We start from the raw sequence: 20,839 nt of genomic DNA on the forward strand, positions 1-20,839 counted from the left end.
CTCGGCTCATTCGCCGCGGTACAGCTCGCGCTTGTCGATGTAACGCACCACACCGTCCGGCACCAGGTACCAGACGGGATCGCCCTTGGCGACCCGGGCGCGGCAGTCCGTGGACGAGATGGCGAGGGCCGGGACCTCCACCAGGGAGACACCGCCCTTGGGGAGTCCGGGGTCGGCCAGCGTGTGGCCGGGCCGGGTGACCCCGATGAAGTGCGCGAGGGAGAACAGCTCTTCGGTGTCCCGCCAGGTGAGGATCTGGCCGAGCGCGTCGGCGCCCGTGATGAAGAAGAGGTCCGTGTCGGGGTTGAGGGCGCGCAGGTCGCGCAGCGTGTCCGTGGTGTACGTCGCGCCGCCGCGGTCGATGTCGATGCGGCTCACCGAGAACTGCGGGTTCTCGGCGGTCGCGATGACCGTCATCAGATAGCGGTCCTCGGCCGGGGACACCCGCTTGTCGCTCTTCTGCCACGGCTGTCCGGTCGGCACGAACACCACCTCGTCGAGGTGGAACTGCGCGGCGACCTCGCTGGCCGCCACGAGGTGTCCGTGGTGGATCGGGTCGAACGTTCCGCCCATGACGCCGAGGCGGCGCTTGCCGTTGCTCACCGGACCGGCACCCGGAGAGATCCCCGGGCCGGTAGGCATGTCCTGCTCTCCCATGCGTGCAGACCCTACCGGCCCGGTGGAGGGGCCCCGCTCCGGTCCCCGGTGGTTGCTAGCGGTCCCGGTTGAAGCGGGTGGTGATCCACAGGAGCAGCATGAGGGCGACGAAGGCGCCGCCGCCGGTGAGGAGAGGGCTGAGGCTTTCGTGGTCGCCGCCGTGCTCGCCGCCCTCGGAGGCGAGAGTGACCAGCTGGGCGGCGGTGCTGTGGAGGCTCATCTCAGGCAGGACCTATCCGGGGGTGGGATGGACATAAGGACTTCCGGGCCATCGTAAGCGGGGGCCCGGCTCCGGCTCACGCCGACTCAGCTCTTGTGGCCCTCGTCGCCGCCGCTCCGGTGGCCGTCGCCGCCGCCCCGCTGGTCCTCCTCGCCGCCGCGGCGGTACCCGCGCAGCAGGAACCAGCCCACCAGGACGCACCCGACGACCATGACGATCAGCACGACCCGCAGCAGATTGCCGGGCCCCTGCCGCTCCGCGGCCTTGGCCGCCTCGGTGAGCCAGACGGCCCCAGCGTTGTGCTCCATGACGGAAGACTCCTTCTGTGTGCTGCCCTGTCACGGTATCTCCGCCTAGGCTGGAGCCCACCTCGGGGGCACAAGAGGACCAGACATGGGGGAATCGGCATGACCGACGGCAACCACCACGACGGCGGCGGGGACGGCATGGGGCACGAGCGTGTCCCGAGCCGGCAGCGGCGGCGCTTCCCCGGCATCTCCTCGCGGGCCTACGAACATCCGGCCGACCGCTCGGCCCTGGTGGCCCTGCGCAGGCTCAGCGGGTTCGACACGGTCTTCAAGGCCCTCAGCGGCCTGCTGCCCGAGCGCAGCCTGCGGCTGCTGTTCCTGTCCGACTCCGTGCGGGTCTCGGACGCGCAGTTCGCGCACCTGAACACCATGCTGCGGGACGCCTGTTACATCCTGGACCTGGAGAAGGTCCCGCCGATGTACGTCAACCAGGACCCCAATCCGAACGCGATGTGCATCGGTCTCGACGAGCCGATCATCGTGGTGACCACGGGCCTGGTCGAGCTGCTCGACGAGGAGGAGATGCGGGCGGTCGTCGGCCACGAGGTGGGGCACGCCCTCTCCGGCCACTCCGTCTACCGCACGATCCTGCTCTTCCTGACCAACCTCGCGCTGAAGGTCGCGTGGATTCCGCTGGGCAACGTCGCGATCATGGCGATCGTGACGGCGCTGCGCGAGTGGTTCCGCAAGTCGGAGCTGTCGGCGGACCGGGCGGGCCTGCTGGTCGGCCAGGACCTGACGGCCTCGATGCGCGGCCTGATGAAGCTCGCGGGCGGCAACCACCTGCACGAGATGAACGTCGACGCGTTCCTGGAGCAGGCCGAGGAGTACGAGGCCGGGGGCGACCTGCGCGACTCGGTCCTGAAGATCCTGAACATGCTGCCGCGCACGCATCCCTTCGCCACCGTCCGCGCCGCCGAGCTGAAGAAGTGGGCGGAGAGCCGCGACTTCCAGCGGATCATGGACGGCCACTACCCGCGCCGCGACGAGGACAAGGACACCTCGGTCTCCGACTCCTTCCGGCAGTCGGCCTCGGCGTACGCGGACGACGTACGCAACAGCAAGGACCCGCTGATGAAGCTGGTCAGCGACATCGCGGGCGGCGCGGGCGACCTCGGCGGGAAGCTGCGCGGGAAGTTCACGGGGCAGGGCGGCGGCGACACCTCCAAGGACGGGTGACCCGGGCCGCGGACGGGTGACCCGGGCCGCGCCCCTCACGGCGAAGGCTGGGCGGCAGCCGCCAGCGAGCCGCAGACCGCCGTCGCCTTCCCCGTCTCGTACGGATCGGTGGCGGCCGGGCCGCCCGCCTTCGCCCGCTGCCCCGCGAGCAGCGGGCGCAGCCGGCTCGCCGTCTCGTCCGCGCAGCTGAGCGGGCCGGCCCGGGCGGCGGAGACCAGCAGCTCGGCCCGGTGCGTGCGCAGGTCGTCGCGGTCGAAGCGGAACCGCAGCTCGCGCCGGACGGTGAACAGCGACGCCTTGGTGCCGTCCTCGCGGGCGGCGGGCCGCAGCGCGTACACGAACGTGTGGTCCGAGGTGACCTCCAGCGCGTTCCGGTCCGTCTCGGCGGCCCGCAGGGTGCCGCGGACCCTGGCCCGCTCGTCGGCGAGCGCGGCCCTCGCCCGGTCGAACCGCACCAGCCAGCCGGTGGGCGCGTGCCGCTCGTCGGCGGCGGGGTGCGCGAAGCTGCGGTCGAACTGGCCGTGCTGCGCGGGGTCGAGCAGCGGCCGCACGGCGCCCGGTGAGCCGCCGGTGAGCGTGTCCGGGTCGAGCGAGGAGGCGATCAGGTACTCCCTGGCGGTGGTCAGGGCGGCCCTGACCTGGCTGTTCGAGAAGTGCGCGGTGCGGCGCACGGCGGGCAGGCCGACGCCCTCGGCCCCCGCCGGGAACCGGGCGGCGGGGCTGTGCGCGTAGAGGTCGGCGACCCGCGTGGAGCCGGGCACGCTGCCCTGCGGGGCCAGCGGGATCACCGTCATCCGCAGCGGCTGGGGCCGCTTGGCCTGGGGGGCCGGATACGGATGCCGTATGCCCATGTAGATGGCCGTGCCGAAGGCCAGGGCGATCAGCACGACGAGCAGCAGGGCCTGCCGGGACAGGCCCCGGTGCAGGGCGGGGCGGCGGCGCACGGCGCGGGCGTGGTCGGTCATCCGCTCCCGCGCGGAGAACTCCTGGAGACGGGCGGCTCGCACGAACGACTCGTCGAAGACAACGGATCGGTACTCGTCCTCACCACCGTCGGGGCCGCCCTCGGGTGTCCCCGCGGGTGGGTCTCCTGACTCGCCCATACCTTCAGAGTAGGTCTCCGGGCGGTCGGGTAAACGCCGTGGTCCGCGTCAAGTTCCGCCGGCTCCTCACGGGGTGCGCGGCACCGCGGGGGCGGGCGGCCGGCCGAACTCGGCGGCGGCCGACGGGTCGGCCGGGCCCTCCGTGTCCGTCTTGTCGGTGCTCTGGCCCACCTCGGTGGAGGCGGGCGCGGGCACGCGGTCCTGGCGGCCCGAGGAGGCGCCGCGGTAGACGGCGGCGAAGGCGAGGGCGACCATGCCGATGCCCATCAGGAGGGCGAGCATCCAGGCCACGGGGCGGTGCCAGCGGGCGCGGCCGGGGTGGCGTCCGGGGCGGGCGTACCCCGCGTCCGGGGTGTCGTGTTCGTAGGCGTCGTCGAAGTCGTCGTGGCCGAATCCGTCGTCGTCCGGGCCGAATCCGTCGTCGTAGAAGTCGTCGTCGCCCGCGTCGCGTCCCCGGCCGCGGGGGCGGCCCCGGCGGGCCTCGGCCTCGGAGGCCTCCGCGCGCGCCTGGGCGGCCGCCAACAGCCGCTCCACGGCGGTCGGTTCATGGATCCGGGCGGCCCGTACGAAGTCCTCGTCGAAGACCACGGAGGCGAACTCTTCGTCCGCACCCCCGCGGTCGCGGTCGTCGTCGGGCTCCCAGCCGTCAGGGAACGACGGCGTGCCCCCCACGTCCTCCGGCACCCTCCCAGCGTAGACCGGGGAGGGGCAATTTGGGCAGCCCGTAAGGGAATTCGGCACCCGGAGGTGTCACCGCACGTGGCCGTCGCCCGTCACGATGTACTTGGTCGACGTCAGCTCCGGCAGGCCCATCGGCCCGCGGGCGTGCAGCTTCTGCGTGGAGATGCCGATCTCGGCGCCGAAGCCGAACTGGCCGCCGTCGGTGAAGCGCGTCGAGGCGTTCACGGCGACCGTCGTGGAGTCGACGAGCTGCGTGAAGCGGCGCGCGGCCTGCTGCGAGGTGGTGACGATGGCCTCCGTGTGCCCGGAGGTCCACAGCCGGATGTGCTCGACGGCCTGCTCCAGGGTGTCGACGACGGCGGCCGCGATGTCGTACGAGAGGTACTCGGTCTCCCAGTCCTCGGTCGTCGCGGGCACGACGGTGGCCTTGGAGCCGTCCCCATAGGTGAGCACGCGCTCGTCGGCGTGCACGGTCACCCCGGCCTCCGCGAGGGCGTCCAGGGCGCGCGGCAGGAACGCGTCGGCGATGTCCCGGTGGACGAGCAGCGTCTCGGCGGCGTTGCAGACGCTGGGCCGCTGCGCCTTGGAGTTGATCAGGATGTCGACGGCCATGTCGATGTCGGCGGCGGCGTCGACGTACACATGGCAGTTGCCGGTGCCGGTCTCGATGACCGGGACGGTGGACTCCTCGACGACGGTCTTGATCAGCGAGGCGCCGCCGCGCGGGATGAGCACGTCGACGAGGCCGCGGGCGCGCATCAGCTCGCGTACGGAGTCCCGGCTCTCGCCCGGCACGAGCTGGACGGCGTCGGCGGGCAGGCCCGCGCCGTGCACCGCGTCGCGCAGGACGCGCACGAGCGCGGTGTTCGATTCGTACGCCGATGACGAGCCCCGCAGGAGCACGGCGTTGCCGGACTTCAGGCAGAGGGCGGCCGCGTCCACGGTGACGTTCGGGCGGGCCTCGTAGATGATCCCGACGACGCCGAGGGGGACGCGGACCTGGCGCAGGTCGATGCCGTTGGGGAGCGTGGAGCCGCGGACGACCTCGCCCACCGGGTCGGGCAGGGCCGCCACGTCGCGCACGTCGCCGGCGATGGCGCGGACCCGCTCCGGGGTGAGGGTGAGCCGGTCGATGATCCCCTCGCCGGTCCCGGCCTCGCGGGCGCGCTCGATGTCCTTGGCGTTGGCGTCGACGATCTCGGCGGTCCGCACCTCCAGGGCGTCGGCGATCGCGAGCAGCGCGTCGTCCTTGGCGGCGCGCGGCAGCGGCGCGAGCGTGGCGGAGGCGCCGCGGGCGCGGTAGGCGGCCTGGGCGACCGGCGAGAGGTTGTCGTAGGGCGAGACGGGAGAGAGCGACGTCATGTCCGCAGGGTAATCCCCGCGCGCGGGGCGTTCACCCGGTGTTCCAGTCCCCGAGACCGGGCGGGGGCGGGCGTGGGACGACGGCTCAAAAGAGCCGCCTCGCCGCGGGCGTCAGAACGGATGTACGCCCACCGGCGCGGCCGGCAGCGGACCGTACCCCTCCGCGATCCGCTGGTGGTACGTGTCGCGGTCGATGACTTCCAGCCCCACGATCTCCCACGGCGGCAGCTGCGCGCTCTGCCGGTGCTCGCCCCACAGCCGCAGCGCGACCGCGGCGGCGTCGTGCAGGTCGCGGGCCTCTTCCCAGTAGCGGATCTCGGCGTGGTCGGGGGCGTACCGGCTGGTGAGGAGGAAGGGGTGGTCGTGGGCGAGCTGTTCGAGGCCGCGGCGCAGCTCGTTCAGCGGGGCCTCCGGGCCCGAGACACTCAGGGTGACGTGCCACAGGCGGGGCGTCTGAACCGTCTCGCCCTCCGCCGTCCCGCGCGCCGGGTTCTCGTGCCCGGCGTGCGCCTCGCTCTCGTACGCCTCCCCCGCGGCGACGCTCGTCAGCGCCCGCTCAGCCGAGCCGCGGGACGCCGCCCCTGGGCGCACTCGTCTCACGACGGCCTCCTTCACGCAGTGTCGGTGCGGACACGCAACGGTCGTACGGAACTGTCTTCAACAAAGTTGACCAGCCCGAGCCGTCCCGCGGGGCGGTTTTGGGGAGTTTCACCTTCCGCGGAGCACCCGCCGCGGCCGCGCACGGCGGTTTTCGGCCGGGGCGCGGCGGGCTATCCGTGGAGCAGGACGAGGTCGTCGCGGTGCACGACCTCCCGCTCGTACGCCGGTCCGAGTTCCCGCGCGAGATCCCGCGTGGAGCGGCCGAGGAGCTGCGGCAGCTCCTTCGCGTCGAAGTTCACCAGGCCGCGCGCGACGGCCCGCCCCGCGGTGTCCCGCAGCTCTACCGGGTCGCCCGCGGTGAAGTCGCCCTCCACCCCGGCGATCCCCGCGGGCAGCAGCGACTTGCGCCCCTCCACGACCGCGCGCACCGCCCCGTCGTCCAGGGTGAGCGCGCCGCGCGGCTCGGAGGCATGCTGGAGCCACAGGAGCCGGTCGGCGGAGCGGCGTCCCGTGCGGTGGAAGTACGTGCCCGTGGCGCGGCCCGCGAGGGCGTCACCGGCCTGGCTCGCGGAGGTCAGGACGACGGGGATGCCGGCGGCCGCGGCGATCCGCGCGGCCTCGACCTTGGTGACCATGCCGCCGGTGCCGACGCCCGCCTTGCCCGCGCTGCCGATCTCGACGTGCGCGATGTCGGCGGGGCCCCGCACCTCGGCGATGCTGGCGGTGCCGGGCTTGGCGGGGTCGCCGTCGTACAGGCCGTCGACGTCGGAGAGCAGCACGAGGAGGTCGGCGTGGACGAGGTGGGCGACGAGGGCGGCCAGGCGGTCGTTGTCGCCGAAGCGGATCTCGTCGGTGGCCACGGTGTCGTTCTCGTTGACCACGGGGAGCGCGCCCATGGCGAGCAGCTGGTCCAGGGTGCGGGACGCGTTGCGGTGGTGGGCGCGGCGGGCCATGTCGTCGGAGGTGAGGAGCACCTGCCCGACGCGTACGCCGTACCGCGCGAAGGAGGCGGTGTAGCGGGCCACGAGCAGCCCCTGGCCGACGCTGGCGGCGGCCTGCTGGCGGGCCAGGTCCTTGGGGCGCCGTACGAGCCCCAGCGGGGCCAGACCCGCGGCGATGGCACCGGAGGAGACGAGCACGATCTCGCGCTCGCCGCCGCCGCGGCTCTTGGCCAGGACGTCCACGAGGGCGTCGACACGGTCGGCGTCCAGACCCCCCGAGGCCGTGGTCAGGGACGAGGACCCGACCTTGACGACGACCCGCTGGGCCTCTGCCACCGACTGCCTTGCCGCTGTCACGCGCTTCCCCAAATGATCCCGATGGTGCCGGACCTGCAATCTACGTGAGGGCGTACGGGTGGCGCCCCCGCGTTCCGAGGGGCGGACCGGAGCGGCCCCGGGCCCCCGAGGGAAAAAACACCCCCGGGGTTCAGTCTCCTTTGCCCCTTTTTCCGGTGATTGCCGTCACGGAAGATTGCTACGGAGGCGCCGCGCGTCATACGGTCAGTGGTCGACTTCCCCCCGTTGACTCTTCATCCCCCCTTCATCCCCGCCAGGAGCCCACGCCCGTGCCCTCTGCCGGACTCGTTCCCCGACGCATCGTGCAGCTCTCCGCGCTGTTCGCGATGCTCGCGCTCTTCGCCACCCAGCTCGTGAGCGCGCTGCTCCCCTATGTCCCGGTGTTCGTCGCCGCGGCCGCCGCGAACCTCGCGCTCGACATCTATCTGCAGTACAAGCAGCCGGGCCTTCTCTCGCTCCTTGGCAAGATCCGCTTCGACGTCACGGTCCGCCAGCTCCTGCGCGACATGCTGGTCCTGGTCGGCCTGCTGCGCATCGACGGCATAGAGCCGCTGGCCGAGCAGTCGCCGCTGACGATCACGCTGCTCGCGTTCTACGCCCTGCACTTCGGCTGCCAGGCCATCGCCGTGATGGTGCGCCGCAGCCGCGCGCTGCCGATCGTCACGCGCAACATCGACGCCTCCGCGCTGCACCTGACGGCCGCTCCCCCGCGCATCCTCTCCCGCCGCCAGGCCCACCGCCTGCTGACGTTCTCGGTGCCCTCGACGGTGGGCCTGCTCCTCACGGCGGCCACCACCCACGCGTACTGGGGCGGCATCGGCCTCGGCGTCTCCCTCGCGCTCATCGGCGGCGGCGCGCTGTACCTCGCCACCTGGCTGCTGCCCAAGAAGCGGGCGAAGAACGACGAGCGGGTCATGGAGTGGCTCGACCAGTGGCTGGCCGACTACAAGCCGACCGTGGCCATGTACTTCTCGGGCGGCACCACGTCCGCGTACCAGGCGAACATGTGGCTCTCCACGCTCTCCAAGCTGGACGGCAAGCCGCTGATCGTGCTGCGTGAGCGGTTCATGGTGCAGAAGATCGACGCGACGGACGTCCCGATCATCTGCTTCCCGAAGGTCGCGACGATGTTCTCCCTGGAGACCTCGACGCTGAAGATGATGCTGCACCCGGCGAACGCCGCGAAGACCTCGCAGGTGCTGCGCATCCCGACGATCAAGCACGCCTTCATCAACCACGGCGAGAGCGACAAGCTCTCCTCCTGCAACCCCTACGCCAAGGCGTACGACGAGGTGTGGGTGGCGGGCCCCGCGGCCCGCGACCGCTACCAGCTCGCCGACATCGGCGTCGACGACAAGGACGTCGTGGAGGTGGGCCGCCCGCAGCTCTCCCCGATCCTGCCGTTCTCGGGGGCGCCCACGGGCCCGTACACGACCGTTCTGTACGCCCCCACCTGGGAGGGCTGGGACGGCAACCCCGGCAACACCTCGGTGGTCCTGGCCGGCGAGAACATCGTCCGCGAGCTGCTCGCCGACCCGGGCGTGCGCCTGCTCTACAAGCCGCACCCGATGACCGGCTCGCAGGACCCGCGCGCGGGCGCCGCCAACGAGCGCATCAAGGCGATGATCCTCGCGGCCAACGCCAAGCGCTCCGGTGCCCGTCCCGGCCCCGAGGCCGCGGCCGAGCTGGAGCGCCGCACCGCCGCCCTGGACGAGCTGACCGCCCGGAAGTTCCGCAAGAGCGCGGACGAGCAGGAGCGGATGATGCTCCAGGGCGCCCCGGACGGCGACGCGCAGGCCGCCGTGGCCGAGGCGACCGCCGCGTGGGAGGCCGCGTTCTGGGCGTCCTTCCCGGCGTGGGAGCACCAGATCATCACGGGCGCGCGCCCGGCGATCTTCTCCTGCTTCAACCAGGCGGACCTGCTGATCAGTGACGTCTCGTCGGTCGTCTCCGACTGGCTGAGCAGCGAGAAGCCGTACGCCGTCGCCAACACGGCCGGCATGTCCGAGGCCGAGTTCCGCGCCAGCTTCCCGACGGCGTCCGCGGCGACGATCCTCACACCCGAGGCGGACGGCGTGGCGGCCCTCCTGAAGGCCGTGCGCGCCCCGGAGCTGGATTCCCACGCGGAGGCCCGCGCGGAGCTCAAGGAGCACCTCCTGGGCCCCTCGGACCCGCCCTCCCTGGCCCGCTTCAACGCGGCGGCCATCGCCCTGTGCGCCAAGGCCGACGCCCGCCGCGCCCGCATGGCCTCCCGCATCGACGCGGACATCCCCGGCCAGCGCATCGCGGAAGAGGCGGCCGAGGAGACGGCACAGGACCCCTCGGAGTCGAACGGCGCGGAGGACTCGGTCTCCGCGTGAGCGCCTGACGTACGACGAGGAAGGGCCCCGGAGCACATGCTCCGGGGCCCTTCCTCGTACCGCTTGACCGGCGTACCGGTTCTAGAACGGCTCGAAGTCGTCGTACGCGCGCTGCGCCTCGTCCCGCTCCGCCTCGCGGTCCCTGCGGCGCTGGGCGGCCGGGCGGGGGGCCTCCAGGCGGTGGTCCTCGCCGCGGCGGCCGAGCATCTCGGCGCCCGCCATCATGGTGGGCTCCCAGTCGAAGACGACCGCGTTCTCCTCGGGGCCGATGGCGACGCCGTCGCCGGCGCGGGCGCCGGCCTTCATCAGCTCGTCCTCGACGCCGAGGCGGCTGAGACGGTCCGCGAGGTAGCCGACGGCCTCGTCGTTGTTGAAGTCGGTCTGGCGAATCCAGCGCTCCGGCTTCTCGCCGCGCACGCGGAAGATGCCGTCGTCCTCGCGCTTGACCGTGAAGCCGGAGTCGTCGACGGCCTTGGGGCGGATGACGATGCGGGTCGCCTCCTCCTTCGGCTTCGCGGCACGCGCGGCGGCGACCAGCTCGGCCAGGCCGAAGGACAGCTCCTTGAGGCCCTTGTGGGCGACGGCCGACACCTCGAAGACGCGGTAGCCGCGCGCCTCCAGGTCGGGCCGGACCATTTCGGCGAGGTCCTGGCCGTCGGGCACGTCGATCTTGTTGAGGACGACGATGCGGGGACGGTTCTCCAGGCCCGCGCCGTACTGCCGCAGTTCCTCCTCGATGACGTCGAGGTCGGAGACGGGGTCGCGGTCGGACTCCAGGGTCGCCGTGTCCAGTACGTGGACGAGCACGCTGCACCGCTCGACGTGCCGCAGGAACTCCAGGCCGAGGCCGCGGCCCTGGCTGGCGCCCGGGATGAGGCCGGGCACGTCGGCGACGGTGTAGACGGTCGATCCCGCCGTCACGACGCCGAGGTTCGGGACGAGCGTCGTGAAGGGGTAGTCCGCAATCTTCGGCTTGGCGGCGCTCAGCACGGAGATCAGCGAGGACTTGCCGGCGCTCGGGTAGCCCACCAGGGCGACGTCGGCGACGGTCTTGAGCTCCAGGACGAGGTCGCGCTCCTCACCGGGCACGCCGAGCAGCGCGAAGCCGGGGGCCTTGCGCCGGGCGGAGGCCAGCGCCGCGTTGCCGAGGCCGCCGCGGCCGCCCTGGCCCGCGACGAAGGTGGTGCCCTGGCCGACCATGTCCGCGAGGACGTTGCCCTCGCGGTCCATGACGACCGTGCCGTCCGGGACGGGCAGGACGAGGTCCTGGCCGTCCTTGCCGGAGCGGTTGTCACCGGCGCCGGGCTGGCCGTTGGTGGCCTTGCGGTGCGGGCTGTGGTGGTAGTCGAGCAGCGTGGTGACGTCCTGGTCGACGACCAGGATCACGTCACCGCCACGGCCGCCGTTGCCGCCGTCCGGGCCGCCGAGCGGCTTGAACTTCTCACGGTGAACGGAGGCACAGCCGTGGCCTCCGCTACCCGCGGCGACATGCAGCTCGACGCGGTCCACGAAGGTGGTCATGGTTCAGTGCCTCCAGGGGAAATGTGCGTGGGGTGTCTCTTGCGTAACACGCGAAAGGCGGACCCGCTTCCCCGCCGGGGAAGTGAGGTCCGCCTCGCGAAAAGAACCGATCAGGCGACCGGAACGATGTTCACGACCTTGCGGCCACGGTGCGTGCCGAACTCGACCGCGCCCGCGTCCAGCGCGAACAGGGTGTCGTCCTTGCCGCGGCCGACGCCCGCGCCCGGGTGGAAGTGGGTGCCGCGCTGGCGGACCAGGATCTCACCGGCGTTGACGACCTGACCGCCGAAGCGCTTCACGCCGAGCCGCTGAGCATTGGAGTCGCGACCGTTCCGAGTGGACGATGCGCCCTTCTTGTGTGCCATCTTGTCTCAGTCCCTTACTTCGCAGCCGTGGGGATACCGGTGACCTTGATCGCCGTGTACTGCTGGCGGTGACCCTGGCGACGGCGGTAGCCGGTCTTGTTCTTGTACCGAAGGATGTCGATCTTGGCACCCTTGTGGTGGTCCACGACCTCGGCGGTGACCTTGATGCCGGCCAGCACCCACGGGTCGCTGGTCACGGAGTCGCCGTCGACCACGAGCAGGGTCGAGAGCTCGACCGTGTCGCCAACCTTGGCCGTGGGAATCTTGTCAACCTCAACGATGTCGTCGACAGCAACCTTGTGCTGGCGACCACCGCTGCGCACGATGGCGTACACGCGGATCTCTCTCTCGCTCGGAACGGAACCCCCGCAGTCCAGCCACCCGCCGGAAGCAGGCGGCCTCTCCCGACCCGGAAGCAGTGCCCGCGGTTCGGGAGGAAAAGGGTTTACAGGGGGCGGGCGTGCATAGGAACACGCCGACGGTCAAGGTTACGGGGCCCACCCGGACGGGTCAAACCGGGCCCCGCGCCCCCGCGTCCCCGCAGTCATCGGGTTGGCTTCTCGCCGTCCGGCGGCAGCGGCTTGACGCCCTTGCACAGGTCCGTCTGGTCGGCGGCGCCCGGCCAGGCCACGGCCCGCGTGCGGGTGAAGTGCGACCGGTACGTGTCGTGCACCGAGTCGTCGTCGATCTTGACGATCGCCTCGTCGTTCTCGCGCAGCGCGGGTGCCGTGTAGTTCTGCGAGCCGGTGAACGACACCTTGTTGCGCTTGCCGTCGTACATGCCGTCGATGAGCAGGTACTTCGAGTGGATGATGAAGGGCGTCGTCAGTTTGGCGCCGGGGGTCAGCGGGTCCCTGTCGTCGTTGTAGCAGCGTACGGAGGGGCCGCCAGGCTTGTGGAGCTGTTCCCAGGTGCCGGGGGTGCCGCCCTGGCTCTTGGCGCTGTCGCTCTCCGCGTACAGCAGGCTCACGTCGCAGCCGGCCTTCTTCAGGGAGACCAGCTTGTCGGCGATCTGCTCGCGCGTGATCTTGAAGATGGCGGCGCGGACCTTCGTGCGCTGCGTCACCCCGGCCGCGTCCTTGTAGGTGCAGCGGATGTTGTTCATGACCGAGTACATGGTGTCGGTCTCGTTCACCGTGCCGTTGCGCGGGAAGAAGTAGGCCTTGTAGCGGCCGCTGCTGACCGTGCGGTAGTCCCAGCCCTGCCAGTTCCTGCCGAGCATGTCCGTGAAGTAGTCGGCGTACGCGTCGTACATCGCCGGGTTGTTCGGCAGCAGCAGCGCGTCGTTGAAGAACTTCGTGTGCGCCGACGGCGTGGAGTTCGACGTGGTCTGCACGACGACGTCCCTGGCCCCCTCGACCTGCGAGAACAGCCAGAACTTGTTGTGCATGATCGACTTGCCGTACCGCGGGTCGCCGAGGCACGACTTCCCGGCCGGGCAGAGCCGCACGAAGGACGGGTTGGCGGCGTTCGTGCCGAGCGCCGTCATGAGCCGGGCGTACGCGCCGTTCGCCGGCCGGTCGGACTTGCTGCTCTCGTCCAGCAGGACCTGGACGTGCACACCACGCCGCTTGGCGGCGACGAGCGCGTCCACGATCGGGGTCTCCCACACGTGGTAGACCGCGACCTTGATCGTCGAGCCCGGCACCGCCGAGTTCGTCAGCTCGATCAGCCGGGTGCGGATCGCGTGCTGCTGGTCTACGTCGCCCTTCGGGTCGTTGAAGATCGGGCCCTCGGTCCAGGTCGGCGTCGGCGTCCCGTCCGCAGAGGCGGTGCCCGCCGTGCCCACGGCCTGGATGCCCGCCGCCGACAGCACCGTGGCCAGGGCCACCGCCTGGCGGCCGCCCTTGACCGGCTTCACCGCACGGTGCCGTCCCGTGCCTCGCAGGCGCGTGTGCGCCATGTGTCATCCCTCCCTGACGCGGGCGCACGGGCTCCCCACGCGCGCGCTCACGTCCCTGTTCATCCGTCAGACCGCATGAGTTTTACAGGTGTTGCCCGGTGCACAAAGGCCAGGGGGCCCGCTTCACGCTTTCGGGCTGCGGTGCGGTCGTTTTCCGGACAGACCGGCACCACCCTGTACGCACTCCTCCGCCCGCGCTCTTCTGCCCGCACACTGTCCGCACAGACCGGTGCCCCCCTGGCCGGTCCTTGCGGGCGGTCAGGGGGGCACCGGTTCGCGGAAGCGGTCAGCTCTCGCCGGCGGCGCTCGCGGAGACACCGGACGGCGTCTGCTCCGCCGCCGCGGCCTTCTTCGCCGTCGCCTTCGACGCCTTCTTGGCCGTCGTCTTCTTGGCGGCCGTCTTCTTGGCCGCGGTCTTCTTGGTGGCGGCCTTCTTGGCCGTCGCCTTCTTGGCGGTTTTACGCGCCGTCTTCTTCGCCGGAGCGGCTTCCTCGGCGGGGGCCTCGGCCTCCGCCACGGGCTGCTCCGCCTCGGCCTTGTCCGCCTCCGCCTGCTTCGGCTCGGGCTGCTTCGGCTCGGCCTTCTCCGCCGACGGGACGACCACCACGGCCGCCTCCTCGGACGCGGTCGGCGCCGTGGCCTTGCGCACCGCACGGCGGCGCGGACGGGCGGGAGCGGCGTCGGCGGCGGGCGCCTCGGCCACGGGCGGAGCCACCGGCTCGGCGGGCTCCGCCACCGGCTCGGCCTTCGGAGCCGGGGTCACGATGACCTCGGCGGCCTCGGCTTCGGCACTCTCCGCTGCCTTCGGCGAACCGGCGGGCGACGTCGCCTTGCGGACGGCACGGCGGCGCGTACGTCCCTTCGGGGCGGCGTCGTCCTGCGCGGGCGCCGCGGCGGGCGCCTCGTGGGCCGCCTCGACGGCCTCCGGGGAGCCCACGATGGGGTCCTCCACGGCCGGTGCGGCGGTGCGCGCGACATCGGACTCGACGACCGGGACCTCGGCCCTGGCGGCCTCCTCCTCGGCCCGCGCCTCGGCCCGCGCCTCGGCCCGCGCGGCCCTCTCCGCTGCCTTCTCGGCGGCCTTGGCCCGCTTGCCGGACCGCTTGGGGGCCTCCGCCTGCGGGGTCTCCTCGGGGGCGGCCTCGGCACGCGGGGCGCCCGCCGGGGCGGAAGCCCGCCGCGTCGCCCGGCGCCGCGAGCGGCCACCGCGCGAAGCGGCTGCCTCGGCCTCGGCCGCGCTGCTGTACAGCTCCTCGTCCGGGACGAACTCGGGCTCGGGCAGCGCCACCGGAGCGGCGGCCTCGGCGGCGACCTCGGCCTCCGTCTCGACGCCCTCCAGCTCCTCGGTGTCGGCCTCGTGCTCGTGGGTGTGCTCGTGGCCGTGGTCCTGCTGGTCCGCGCCACCGCGACCGCGCTTCTTGCGCTTGCCGCCGCCACCGACGGAGGTCGGCTGCTCCATGTGCACGATGACACCGCGGCCGTTGCAGTGCACGCAGGTCTCGGAGAAGGACTCCAGGAGCCCCTGGCCGACGCGCTTACGGGTCATCTGGACCAGGCCGAGCGAGGTCACCTCGGCGACCTGGTGCTTCGTACGGTCGCGTCCGAGGCATTCGAGCAGGCGGCGCAGGACCAGGTCGCGGTTGGACTCCAGGACCATGTCGATGAAGTCGATGACGACGATGCCGCCCAGGTCGCGCAGGCGCAGCTGGCGCACGATCTCCTCGGCCGCCTCGAGGTTGTTCCTCGTCACGGTCTCTTCGAGGTTGCCGCCCTGACCGGTGAACTTGCCGGTGTTGACGTCGACGACGATCATCGCCTCGGTCTTGTCGATCACCAGCGAGCCGCCGCTCGGCAGCCAGACCTTGCGGTCCAGGGCCTTCGCCAGCTGCTCGTCGATCCGGTACGTCGCGAAGACGTCGACCTCGGACGTCCACCGCGAGAGGCGGTCGGCCAGGTCGGGCGCGACGTGCGAGACGTATCCGTGGATGGTCTGCCACGCCTCGTCACCGCTGACGATGACCTTGGAGAAGTCCTCGTTGAAGATGTCGCGGACCACGCGGACGGTCATGTCCGGCTCGCCGTACAGCAGGCTCGGCGAGCTGGTGGAGGCCGCCTTCGCCTTCTTCTGGATCTCTTCCCACTGCCCCTGGAGACGCTCGACGTCGCGGCGCAGCTCGTCCTCGCTCGCGCCCTCGGCGGCGGTGCGCACGATGACGCCCGCGTCCTCGGGGACGATCTTCTTGAGGATGGTCTTCAGACGCGCGCGCTCGGTGTCGGGCAGCTTGCGGCTGATGCCGGTCATCGACCCCTCGGGGACGTAGACCAGGTAGCGGCCGGGGAGCGAGACCTGGCTGGTCAGGCGGGCGCCCTTGTGGCCGATCGGGTCCTTGGTGACCTGTACGAGGACGGACTGGCCGGACTTCAGGGCGGACTCGATGCGGCGGGGGCCGTTGGCCATGCCGAGCGCCTCGAAGTTGACCTCACCGGCGTACAGGACCGCGTTGCGGCCCTTGCCGATGTCGATGAACGCGGCCTCCATGGACGGCAGGACGTTCTGCACCTTGCCGAGGTAGACGTTCCCGACGTACGAGGTCGCCTGCTCCTTGTTGACGTAGTGCTCGACGAGCACGTTGTCTTCCAGGACGCCGATCTGGGTGCGCTCGCCGTTCTGGCGTACGACCATCACGCGCTCGACGGCCTCGCGGCGCGCCAGGAACTCCGCCTCGGTGATGATCGGCACGCGGCGGCGGCCCTGCTCGCGGCCCTCGCGGCGGCGCTGCTTCTTGGCCTCCAGGCGGGTCGAGCCCTTGATGGACTGGACCTCGTCGGCGCCCGTGCCCAGCTCCCGCTCTTCCTTCTTGCGGGGCTCGCGGACCTTGACGACCGTACGCTCCGGGTCGCTGTCGCCCGGCTCGCCCTCGGCGGAGTCACCGGCGCGACGGCGGCGGCGACGGCGACGGCGGCTGCTGCTGGAGCCGGTCCCGCCGTTCTCCGAGGCGGCCTCGTCCGACTCCTCGGAGTCCTCGGCGGCCTGCTCGGCGGTGTCCTCGGCGTCCTGTTCCGCCTGCTCGGCGGCGACCGTGGCGACGGCGTCGTGGTCGTCGTCGGACTCGGACGCGGTGTCGTGCTGCTCGCCGTCCTGGTCGGCCAGGTCACCGCGGCGACGGCGGCGGCCGCCACGGCGGCGACGGCGGCCCTGGCGCTCGCCGGACTCCTCCGTGTCGTCGTCGTGGTCGGCGGCGTCGGCGGAGGCCGGCTCGGCGATCTCCTCGGCCTCGTCGGCCGACGGCTCCTCGGCGGCCTTGACCGGCTCCCGCTCCTCGACGGCGGCGGGCTGCTCGTCGGCGGCCCGACGGCGGCGTCGACGGCGCGGGGCCGCCTCCTCCTCCGCCACGGGGGCGGCGGGCTCCTCGGCGGGCTCCCGCACGGCCTCGGCCGCGGCCGCCGCGGCGGCGCGCTCCGGGGTCTGGAACATCGGCTCGGCGAACACCGGTGCCTGGAAGACGGCGACGGCGGGGCGGGCGGGCGTGCGGCCGCCCTCGGCGGAGTCGTCGGCGACCTGGGCCTTGCGGGCCTTGTGGCCTGCGGGCGCGGAGAATCCGACGGCCGCGGTCTTACGGGTGGCGCGGCGGCGACGGCCGCGGGGGGCGTCGTCCTCCACGGCCTCGGCGGGGGCTTCCTCGACCGGGGCGACCGGGGCGGCAGGCGCCTCGGCGGGCTTCTCGGGCGCCTGGTCGGCAGCCTTGTCCGACGCCTGCTCGGGGGCCTGCTCGGCGGCGGGCGCGGCGGTGCCACGGGTGGCGCGGCGGCGCGTACGGCGCGGCGCGGCGTCCTCGACGGCGGCCGGCTCGGGCTCGGGCTCGGCGGCGGCGGCCTCAGCGGCGACCGACACGGCCTCGGCGACCTCAGCGGCCTGCGGAGCACCAGCGGGGGCGGACGCACGGCGGGTGGCACGACGGCGACGCGGCGCCGGAGCGGCCTCCTCCGCCACAGCCTCGGCAGCCTCGACCGGCGCGGCAGCCTCGGCCGCCACTGACACGGCCTCAGCCACCTCAGCGGCCTGCGGAGCACCGGCAGGAGCGGACGCACGACGGCTCGCGCGACGACGCGCACGCGGCGCCGGAGCGGCCTCCTCGGTCTCCTCCTCGACGGCGGCAACCTCGGCGGGCGCGACAGCCTCGGCGGCAACCGTCACGGCCTCGGCGACCTCAGCGGCCTGCGGAGCACCGGCAGGAGCGGAAGCGCGGCGGGTGGCACGACGGCGACGCGGCGCCGGAGCGGCCTCCTCCGCCACAGCCTCGGCAGCCTCGGCAGGCGCGGCAGCCTCAGCGGCGACCGACACGGCCTCAGCCACCTCGGCACCCTGCGGAGTACCTGCGGGAGCAGACGCGCGGCGGGTCGCACGACGGCGACGCGGCGCCGGAGCGGCCTCCTCGGTCTCCTCCTCAACGGCGGGCTCGGCGGCGGACGCGGCGCTCTCGGTCACCTCGGCGGCCTCGGCGGCCTGCGGCGCACCGGCCGGCGCGGAGGCGCGGCGGGTGGCACGGCGGCGGCGCGGCGCGGGGGCGGCCTCCTCGGCCGCGGGCTCGGCGACCGGGGTGGTCCCGGCCACCTCTTCGGTCTCCTCGACCTCGTCGACCGGGTCGGCCGCGTCGGGCAGGCCGACGGCCTGAACGTCTTCGGCGGCGGGGGTGGCCGGTATGGCCGGGGCCGTGGCTTCGGCGGTGCCCGCGGGCGGTCCCGCGGGGCGCGACGCGGCGCGGCGCCGACGGCGCGGCGGCAGGGTGTCGCTGGGGCTGTTGTTCTGCGATCCCTCAGTGGGGTCGTTCGGCTCAAGCATGCGGGCGGTTCTCCCGTCACGCTCCCGGGCGCCGCGCCTGTCCGGTGATGTACGCGGCTCGCGCTAGGTGCGCGGGGCCGTCATCCGGGGGCGGGGGCGCCGCACGGGAGCTCTCTATGTCTTGTCTCGCCGGTTCCGTACGCCCAAGTGCGGACGGCCTGGCGAAAGTCTCGGTCAGTGCGCTGCCCGACCCAGGTGGCTCCCGAGTACGAGGGCTGCGCTTTGACGTACGTCCCTAACGGGGGCCTTCCGGCACCGGCGCCGTCGCGGCGGCAGCTACGGCGGCCGTGGGTGATGCGGCCGTGGCTGCCTCGCGGTCGGGCGCGAGCGGGTCGGTCACCGTGCCGGTCTCTTCATCGAAAAGCCCCTGCGCCAGCCTGGTCACCGCTGCGGGGACCGGCGGCGCCAGGTCGGCCACAGCTCGGAGACCGGACAGGACGTCGTCAGGTCGTACGGCAGGTGTCACGTGCCGAACAACCAGCCGCAGTATCGCACAGGGCTTGTCGGTCGGCCTATCGGTGTCGTGCGTGACCGCTTCGCCGTCGGTGATCGCTTCCAGGCTCACGACGGCCTCGCGCGCGTCGAAGGTGCGCATGCCGTTCTTCGTGCGGCGCTGCACCTCGACCGTGTCCGCGGCGCGGAACAGCTCCGCCGCGCGCTGGGCCTGTGCGGGCTCCACGCCGTCCAGGCGCAGCTCCCAGACGGAGGCGGTCAGCCGGTCGGCGAGGCCCGAGGTGCGGGACTCGACGGCGTCGGTGATGTCCAGACCGTCCGGCAGCGACTCGTCGAGCAGCTCGCGGAGCTGGTCGGGGTCGCGCGGCGCGGTGAGCGCGATCTCCAGGTACTCGGCCTCACTGCCCGTGCCGGTGGGTGCGGCATTGGCGTACGACACCTTCGGGTGCGGGGTGAACCCCGCCGAGTACGCCATGGGCACCTCGGCGCGGCGCAGCGCACGCTCGAAGGCGCGCTGGAAGTCACGGTGGCTGGTGAACCGGAGGCGGCCGCGCTTGGTGTAGCGCAGGCGGATGCGCTGCACCGCGGGTGCGGGCGGCGGGCCTTCGGGCTGTCGCTTGCCCAGTGTCGTTCAGTCCTTCGTGAGAGCGGTCGTACTGCTACCTAGAGTACGTGCCCCGGGCGCCACAGGTTCCCGCCGGGCCGCCGGTACCGGGACCGGCTCCTGGGGCGGGACCGCCACCGGCACCGCCTGCTTCGCGGTGCCGAACAGCATGCGGCGCACGTCGGCCCGGGCCTGGCGCACGCTCTCCCGTGCGGAGGCCAGGGCCTGGCGGGTGGCGCGGCGGACCTCCTTGACGGCCTTGGCCGCGGGGCGCCAGACGGCGTCGCGGACCATGTGGCCGACGGGGGTCAGGACGGTGCGGTAGGCCCACCGCACCGGCTCGACGAAGATCCACCGCAGGAGTTTGGCGAGGAAGCGGCCGACGACCAGGGAGAGGTGTCCGGCGACGCGCCAGGCGTGCCCGAGCGCGTCCCCGACCTCCCGCGCGACGACGGCGACGGCGCGCCCGAGCGGCGCGAGCACCCAGCGCCACACGGCCACCACGGGGGCGACGAGGAGCCAGCGGCACAGGGTCGCCACGACGGTCCAGATGCCGCGGCCGAGCCACGCGGCGCCGGCGCCGATGCCCCGGGCCAGCCAGGCGAGGCCATGTCCGGCCGGCGTCAGGACCGACCGGTACAGCCACACCGCGGGCACCACGAACAGCACCCGCCCCAGCCACGCCAGCGCCACCCCGACCGGCACCACCACGTACCGCCAAAGCCCCACCCACGGCCACACGAACACGGCCTTGAACAGCCACGTCAGGACGGCACCGACGCCCCGCCCGGCCGCGGCGGCCCCGGCGCCGAGGACGCGGGCCAGCCAGGCGATGCCATGGCCGATGGGGGTGAGCACGCGCGCGTAGAGCCAGGCGGCCGGGATGGCGACGAGATGCCGCCACAGCCAGGCGCAGCCCGCGGCGATGCCGAGCGCGGTGACGGCGATGCCTCGTCCGATGCCCCGGGCCAGCCACGCGATGCCGTGCCCGACCGGCGTCAGGACCGACCGGTACAGCCACACCGCGGGCACCACGAACAGCACCCGCCCCAGCCACGCCAACGCGACCCCGACCGGCACCACCACGTACCGCCAAAGCCCCACCCACGGCCACACGAACACGGCCTTGAACAGCCACGTCAGAACGGCACCGACGGCACGCCCGACCGGTCGCAGCCCCCTGAAGTACAGGAAGCGGCCGCACACCGCGAGGGCGTCCCAGGCGAGGCGTACCGGCACGACGAGTACGAGCACGACGATGCGTACGGGCAGTCGGATAGCGACGGCGAGGCAGCCCTCGGCCTGCGGGGGGTGCCGATCGGCCTGCCCCGGCGGCTGCGGCTGTTCCGCTCGGTGGGCAGGTCGTTTTTCCAGGTCCATGTCGT

Annotated in this window: 17 protein-coding genes; 2 read left to right on the top strand and 15 right to left on the bottom strand. The window is 72.9% G+C overall.

Annotated elements, in window-relative coordinates; translation table 11 throughout:
• Nucleotides 1-6: 6 nt before the first annotated feature.
• The 3 genes from nadD to J2N69_RS11745 form a co-directional block, all read right to left on the bottom strand.
• Nucleotides 7-657, bottom strand: a complete 651-nt coding sequence (nadD, locus tag J2N69_RS11735) for a nicotinate-nucleotide adenylyltransferase (protein ID WP_127912583.1) — start codon at nucleotides 655-657, stop codon at nucleotides 7-9.
• 55 nt (nucleotides 658-712) lie between these two features.
• Nucleotides 713-877: a hypothetical protein gene (locus tag J2N69_RS11740; protein ID WP_167515991.1), complete on the bottom strand. Its 165-nt coding sequence runs from the start codon at nucleotides 875-877 to the stop codon at nucleotides 713-715.
• An 86-nt stretch (nucleotides 878-963) separates the two neighbouring features.
• On the bottom strand, nucleotides 964-1,185 hold the full coding sequence (locus J2N69_RS11745) for a hypothetical protein (protein ID WP_230905025.1): 222 nt from the start codon (nucleotides 1,183-1,185) through the stop codon (nucleotides 964-966).
• Nucleotides 1,186-1,284: 99 nt separating this feature from the next.
• Between J2N69_RS11745 and J2N69_RS11750 the strand changes: the two genes are divergently transcribed.
• Nucleotides 1,285-2,364, top strand: a complete 1,080-nt coding sequence (locus J2N69_RS11750) for a M48 family metallopeptidase (protein WP_230900689.1) — start codon at nucleotides 1,285-1,287, stop codon at nucleotides 2,362-2,364.
• Nucleotides 2,365-2,399: 35 nt separating this feature from the next.
• Here J2N69_RS11750 and J2N69_RS11755 read toward each other — a convergent pair whose 3' ends face one another.
• The 5 genes from J2N69_RS11755 to proB form a co-directional block, all read right to left on the bottom strand.
• Nucleotides 2,400-3,467 carry an SCO2583 family membrane protein gene (locus J2N69_RS11755; protein ID WP_230900690.1) on the bottom strand — a complete coding sequence of 356 codons (1,068 nt, stop codon included), beginning with the start codon at nucleotides 3,465-3,467 and terminating at the stop codon, nucleotides 2,400-2,402.
• A 66-nt stretch (nucleotides 3,468-3,533) separates the two neighbouring features.
• Nucleotides 3,534-4,151 carry an SCO2584 family spore wall biosynthesis protein gene (locus J2N69_RS11760; RefSeq protein ID WP_230900691.1) on the bottom strand — a complete coding sequence of 206 codons (618 nt, stop codon included), beginning with the start codon at nucleotides 4,149-4,151 and terminating at the stop codon, nucleotides 3,534-3,536.
• A 66-nt stretch (nucleotides 4,152-4,217) separates the two neighbouring features.
• Nucleotides 4,218-5,510, bottom strand: a complete 1,293-nt coding sequence (locus J2N69_RS11765; RefSeq protein WP_230900692.1) for a glutamate-5-semialdehyde dehydrogenase — start codon at nucleotides 5,508-5,510, stop codon at nucleotides 4,218-4,220.
• 111 nt (nucleotides 5,511-5,621) lie between these two features.
• A complete protein-coding gene (locus J2N69_RS11770) occupies nucleotides 5,622-6,101 on the bottom strand; it encodes a hypothetical protein (RefSeq protein ID WP_408056888.1) in 480 nt (159 codons plus the stop codon).
• Between the two features lie 179 nt (nucleotides 6,102-6,280).
• Nucleotides 6,281-7,408, bottom strand: a complete 1,128-nt coding sequence (gene proB / locus J2N69_RS11775; protein ID WP_230900694.1) for a glutamate 5-kinase — start codon at nucleotides 7,406-7,408, stop codon at nucleotides 6,281-6,283.
• A gap of 269 nt (nucleotides 7,409-7,677) precedes the next feature.
• Between proB and J2N69_RS11780 the strand changes: the two genes are divergently transcribed.
• Complete coding sequence (locus J2N69_RS11780; RefSeq protein WP_230900695.1) at nucleotides 7,678-9,768, top strand: hypothetical protein; 2,091 nt, start codon at nucleotides 7,678-7,680, stop codon at nucleotides 9,766-9,768.
• A gap of 81 nt (nucleotides 9,769-9,849) precedes the next feature.
• Here the strand turns inward: J2N69_RS11780 and obgE are convergent, their stop codons facing one another.
• From obgE to J2N69_RS11815, 7 genes are all read right to left on the bottom strand, one after another.
• The gene (obgE, locus tag J2N69_RS11785) at nucleotides 9,850-11,289 is read right to left on the bottom strand and encodes a GTPase ObgE (protein WP_230900696.1); all 1,440 of its coding nucleotides are present in this window, start codon (nucleotides 11,287-11,289) and stop codon (nucleotides 9,850-9,852) included.
• Nucleotides 11,290-11,399: 110 nt separating this feature from the next.
• Complete coding sequence (gene rpmA, locus J2N69_RS11790) at nucleotides 11,400-11,654, bottom strand: 50S ribosomal protein L27 (protein ID WP_127912897.1); 255 nt, start codon at nucleotides 11,652-11,654, stop codon at nucleotides 11,400-11,402.
• Nucleotides 11,655-11,668: 14 nt separating this feature from the next.
• Complete coding sequence (rplU, locus tag J2N69_RS11795) at nucleotides 11,669-11,989, bottom strand: 50S ribosomal protein L21 (protein ID WP_028813461.1); 321 nt, start codon at nucleotides 11,987-11,989, stop codon at nucleotides 11,669-11,671.
• Nucleotides 11,990-12,198: 209 nt separating this feature from the next.
• Nucleotides 12,199-13,557 (bottom strand): phospholipase D-like domain-containing protein, encoded by a 1,359-nt coding sequence (locus J2N69_RS11800; protein WP_230900697.1) that lies wholly within the window; start codon nucleotides 13,555-13,557, stop codon nucleotides 12,199-12,201.
• Between the two features lie 286 nt (nucleotides 13,558-13,843).
• On the bottom strand, nucleotides 13,844-18,397 hold the full coding sequence (locus J2N69_RS11805) for an Rne/Rng family ribonuclease (protein ID WP_230900698.1): 4,554 nt from the start codon (nucleotides 18,395-18,397) through the stop codon (nucleotides 13,844-13,846).
• A 235-nt stretch (nucleotides 18,398-18,632) separates the two neighbouring features.
• A complete protein-coding gene (locus J2N69_RS11810) occupies nucleotides 18,633-19,433 on the bottom strand; it encodes a TIGR03936 family radical SAM-associated protein (RefSeq protein ID WP_230900699.1) in 801 nt (266 codons plus the stop codon).
• A gap of 48 nt (nucleotides 19,434-19,481) precedes the next feature.
• A complete protein-coding gene (locus tag J2N69_RS11815; RefSeq protein WP_230900700.1) occupies nucleotides 19,482-20,834 on the bottom strand; it encodes a hypothetical protein in 1,353 nt (450 codons plus the stop codon).
• Nucleotides 20,835-20,839 lie beyond the last annotated feature (5 nt).

The organism is Streptomyces huasconensis (assembly GCF_021028635.1).
GTDB lineage: Bacteria > Actinomycetota > Actinomycetes > Streptomycetales > Streptomycetaceae > Streptomyces > Streptomyces huasconensis.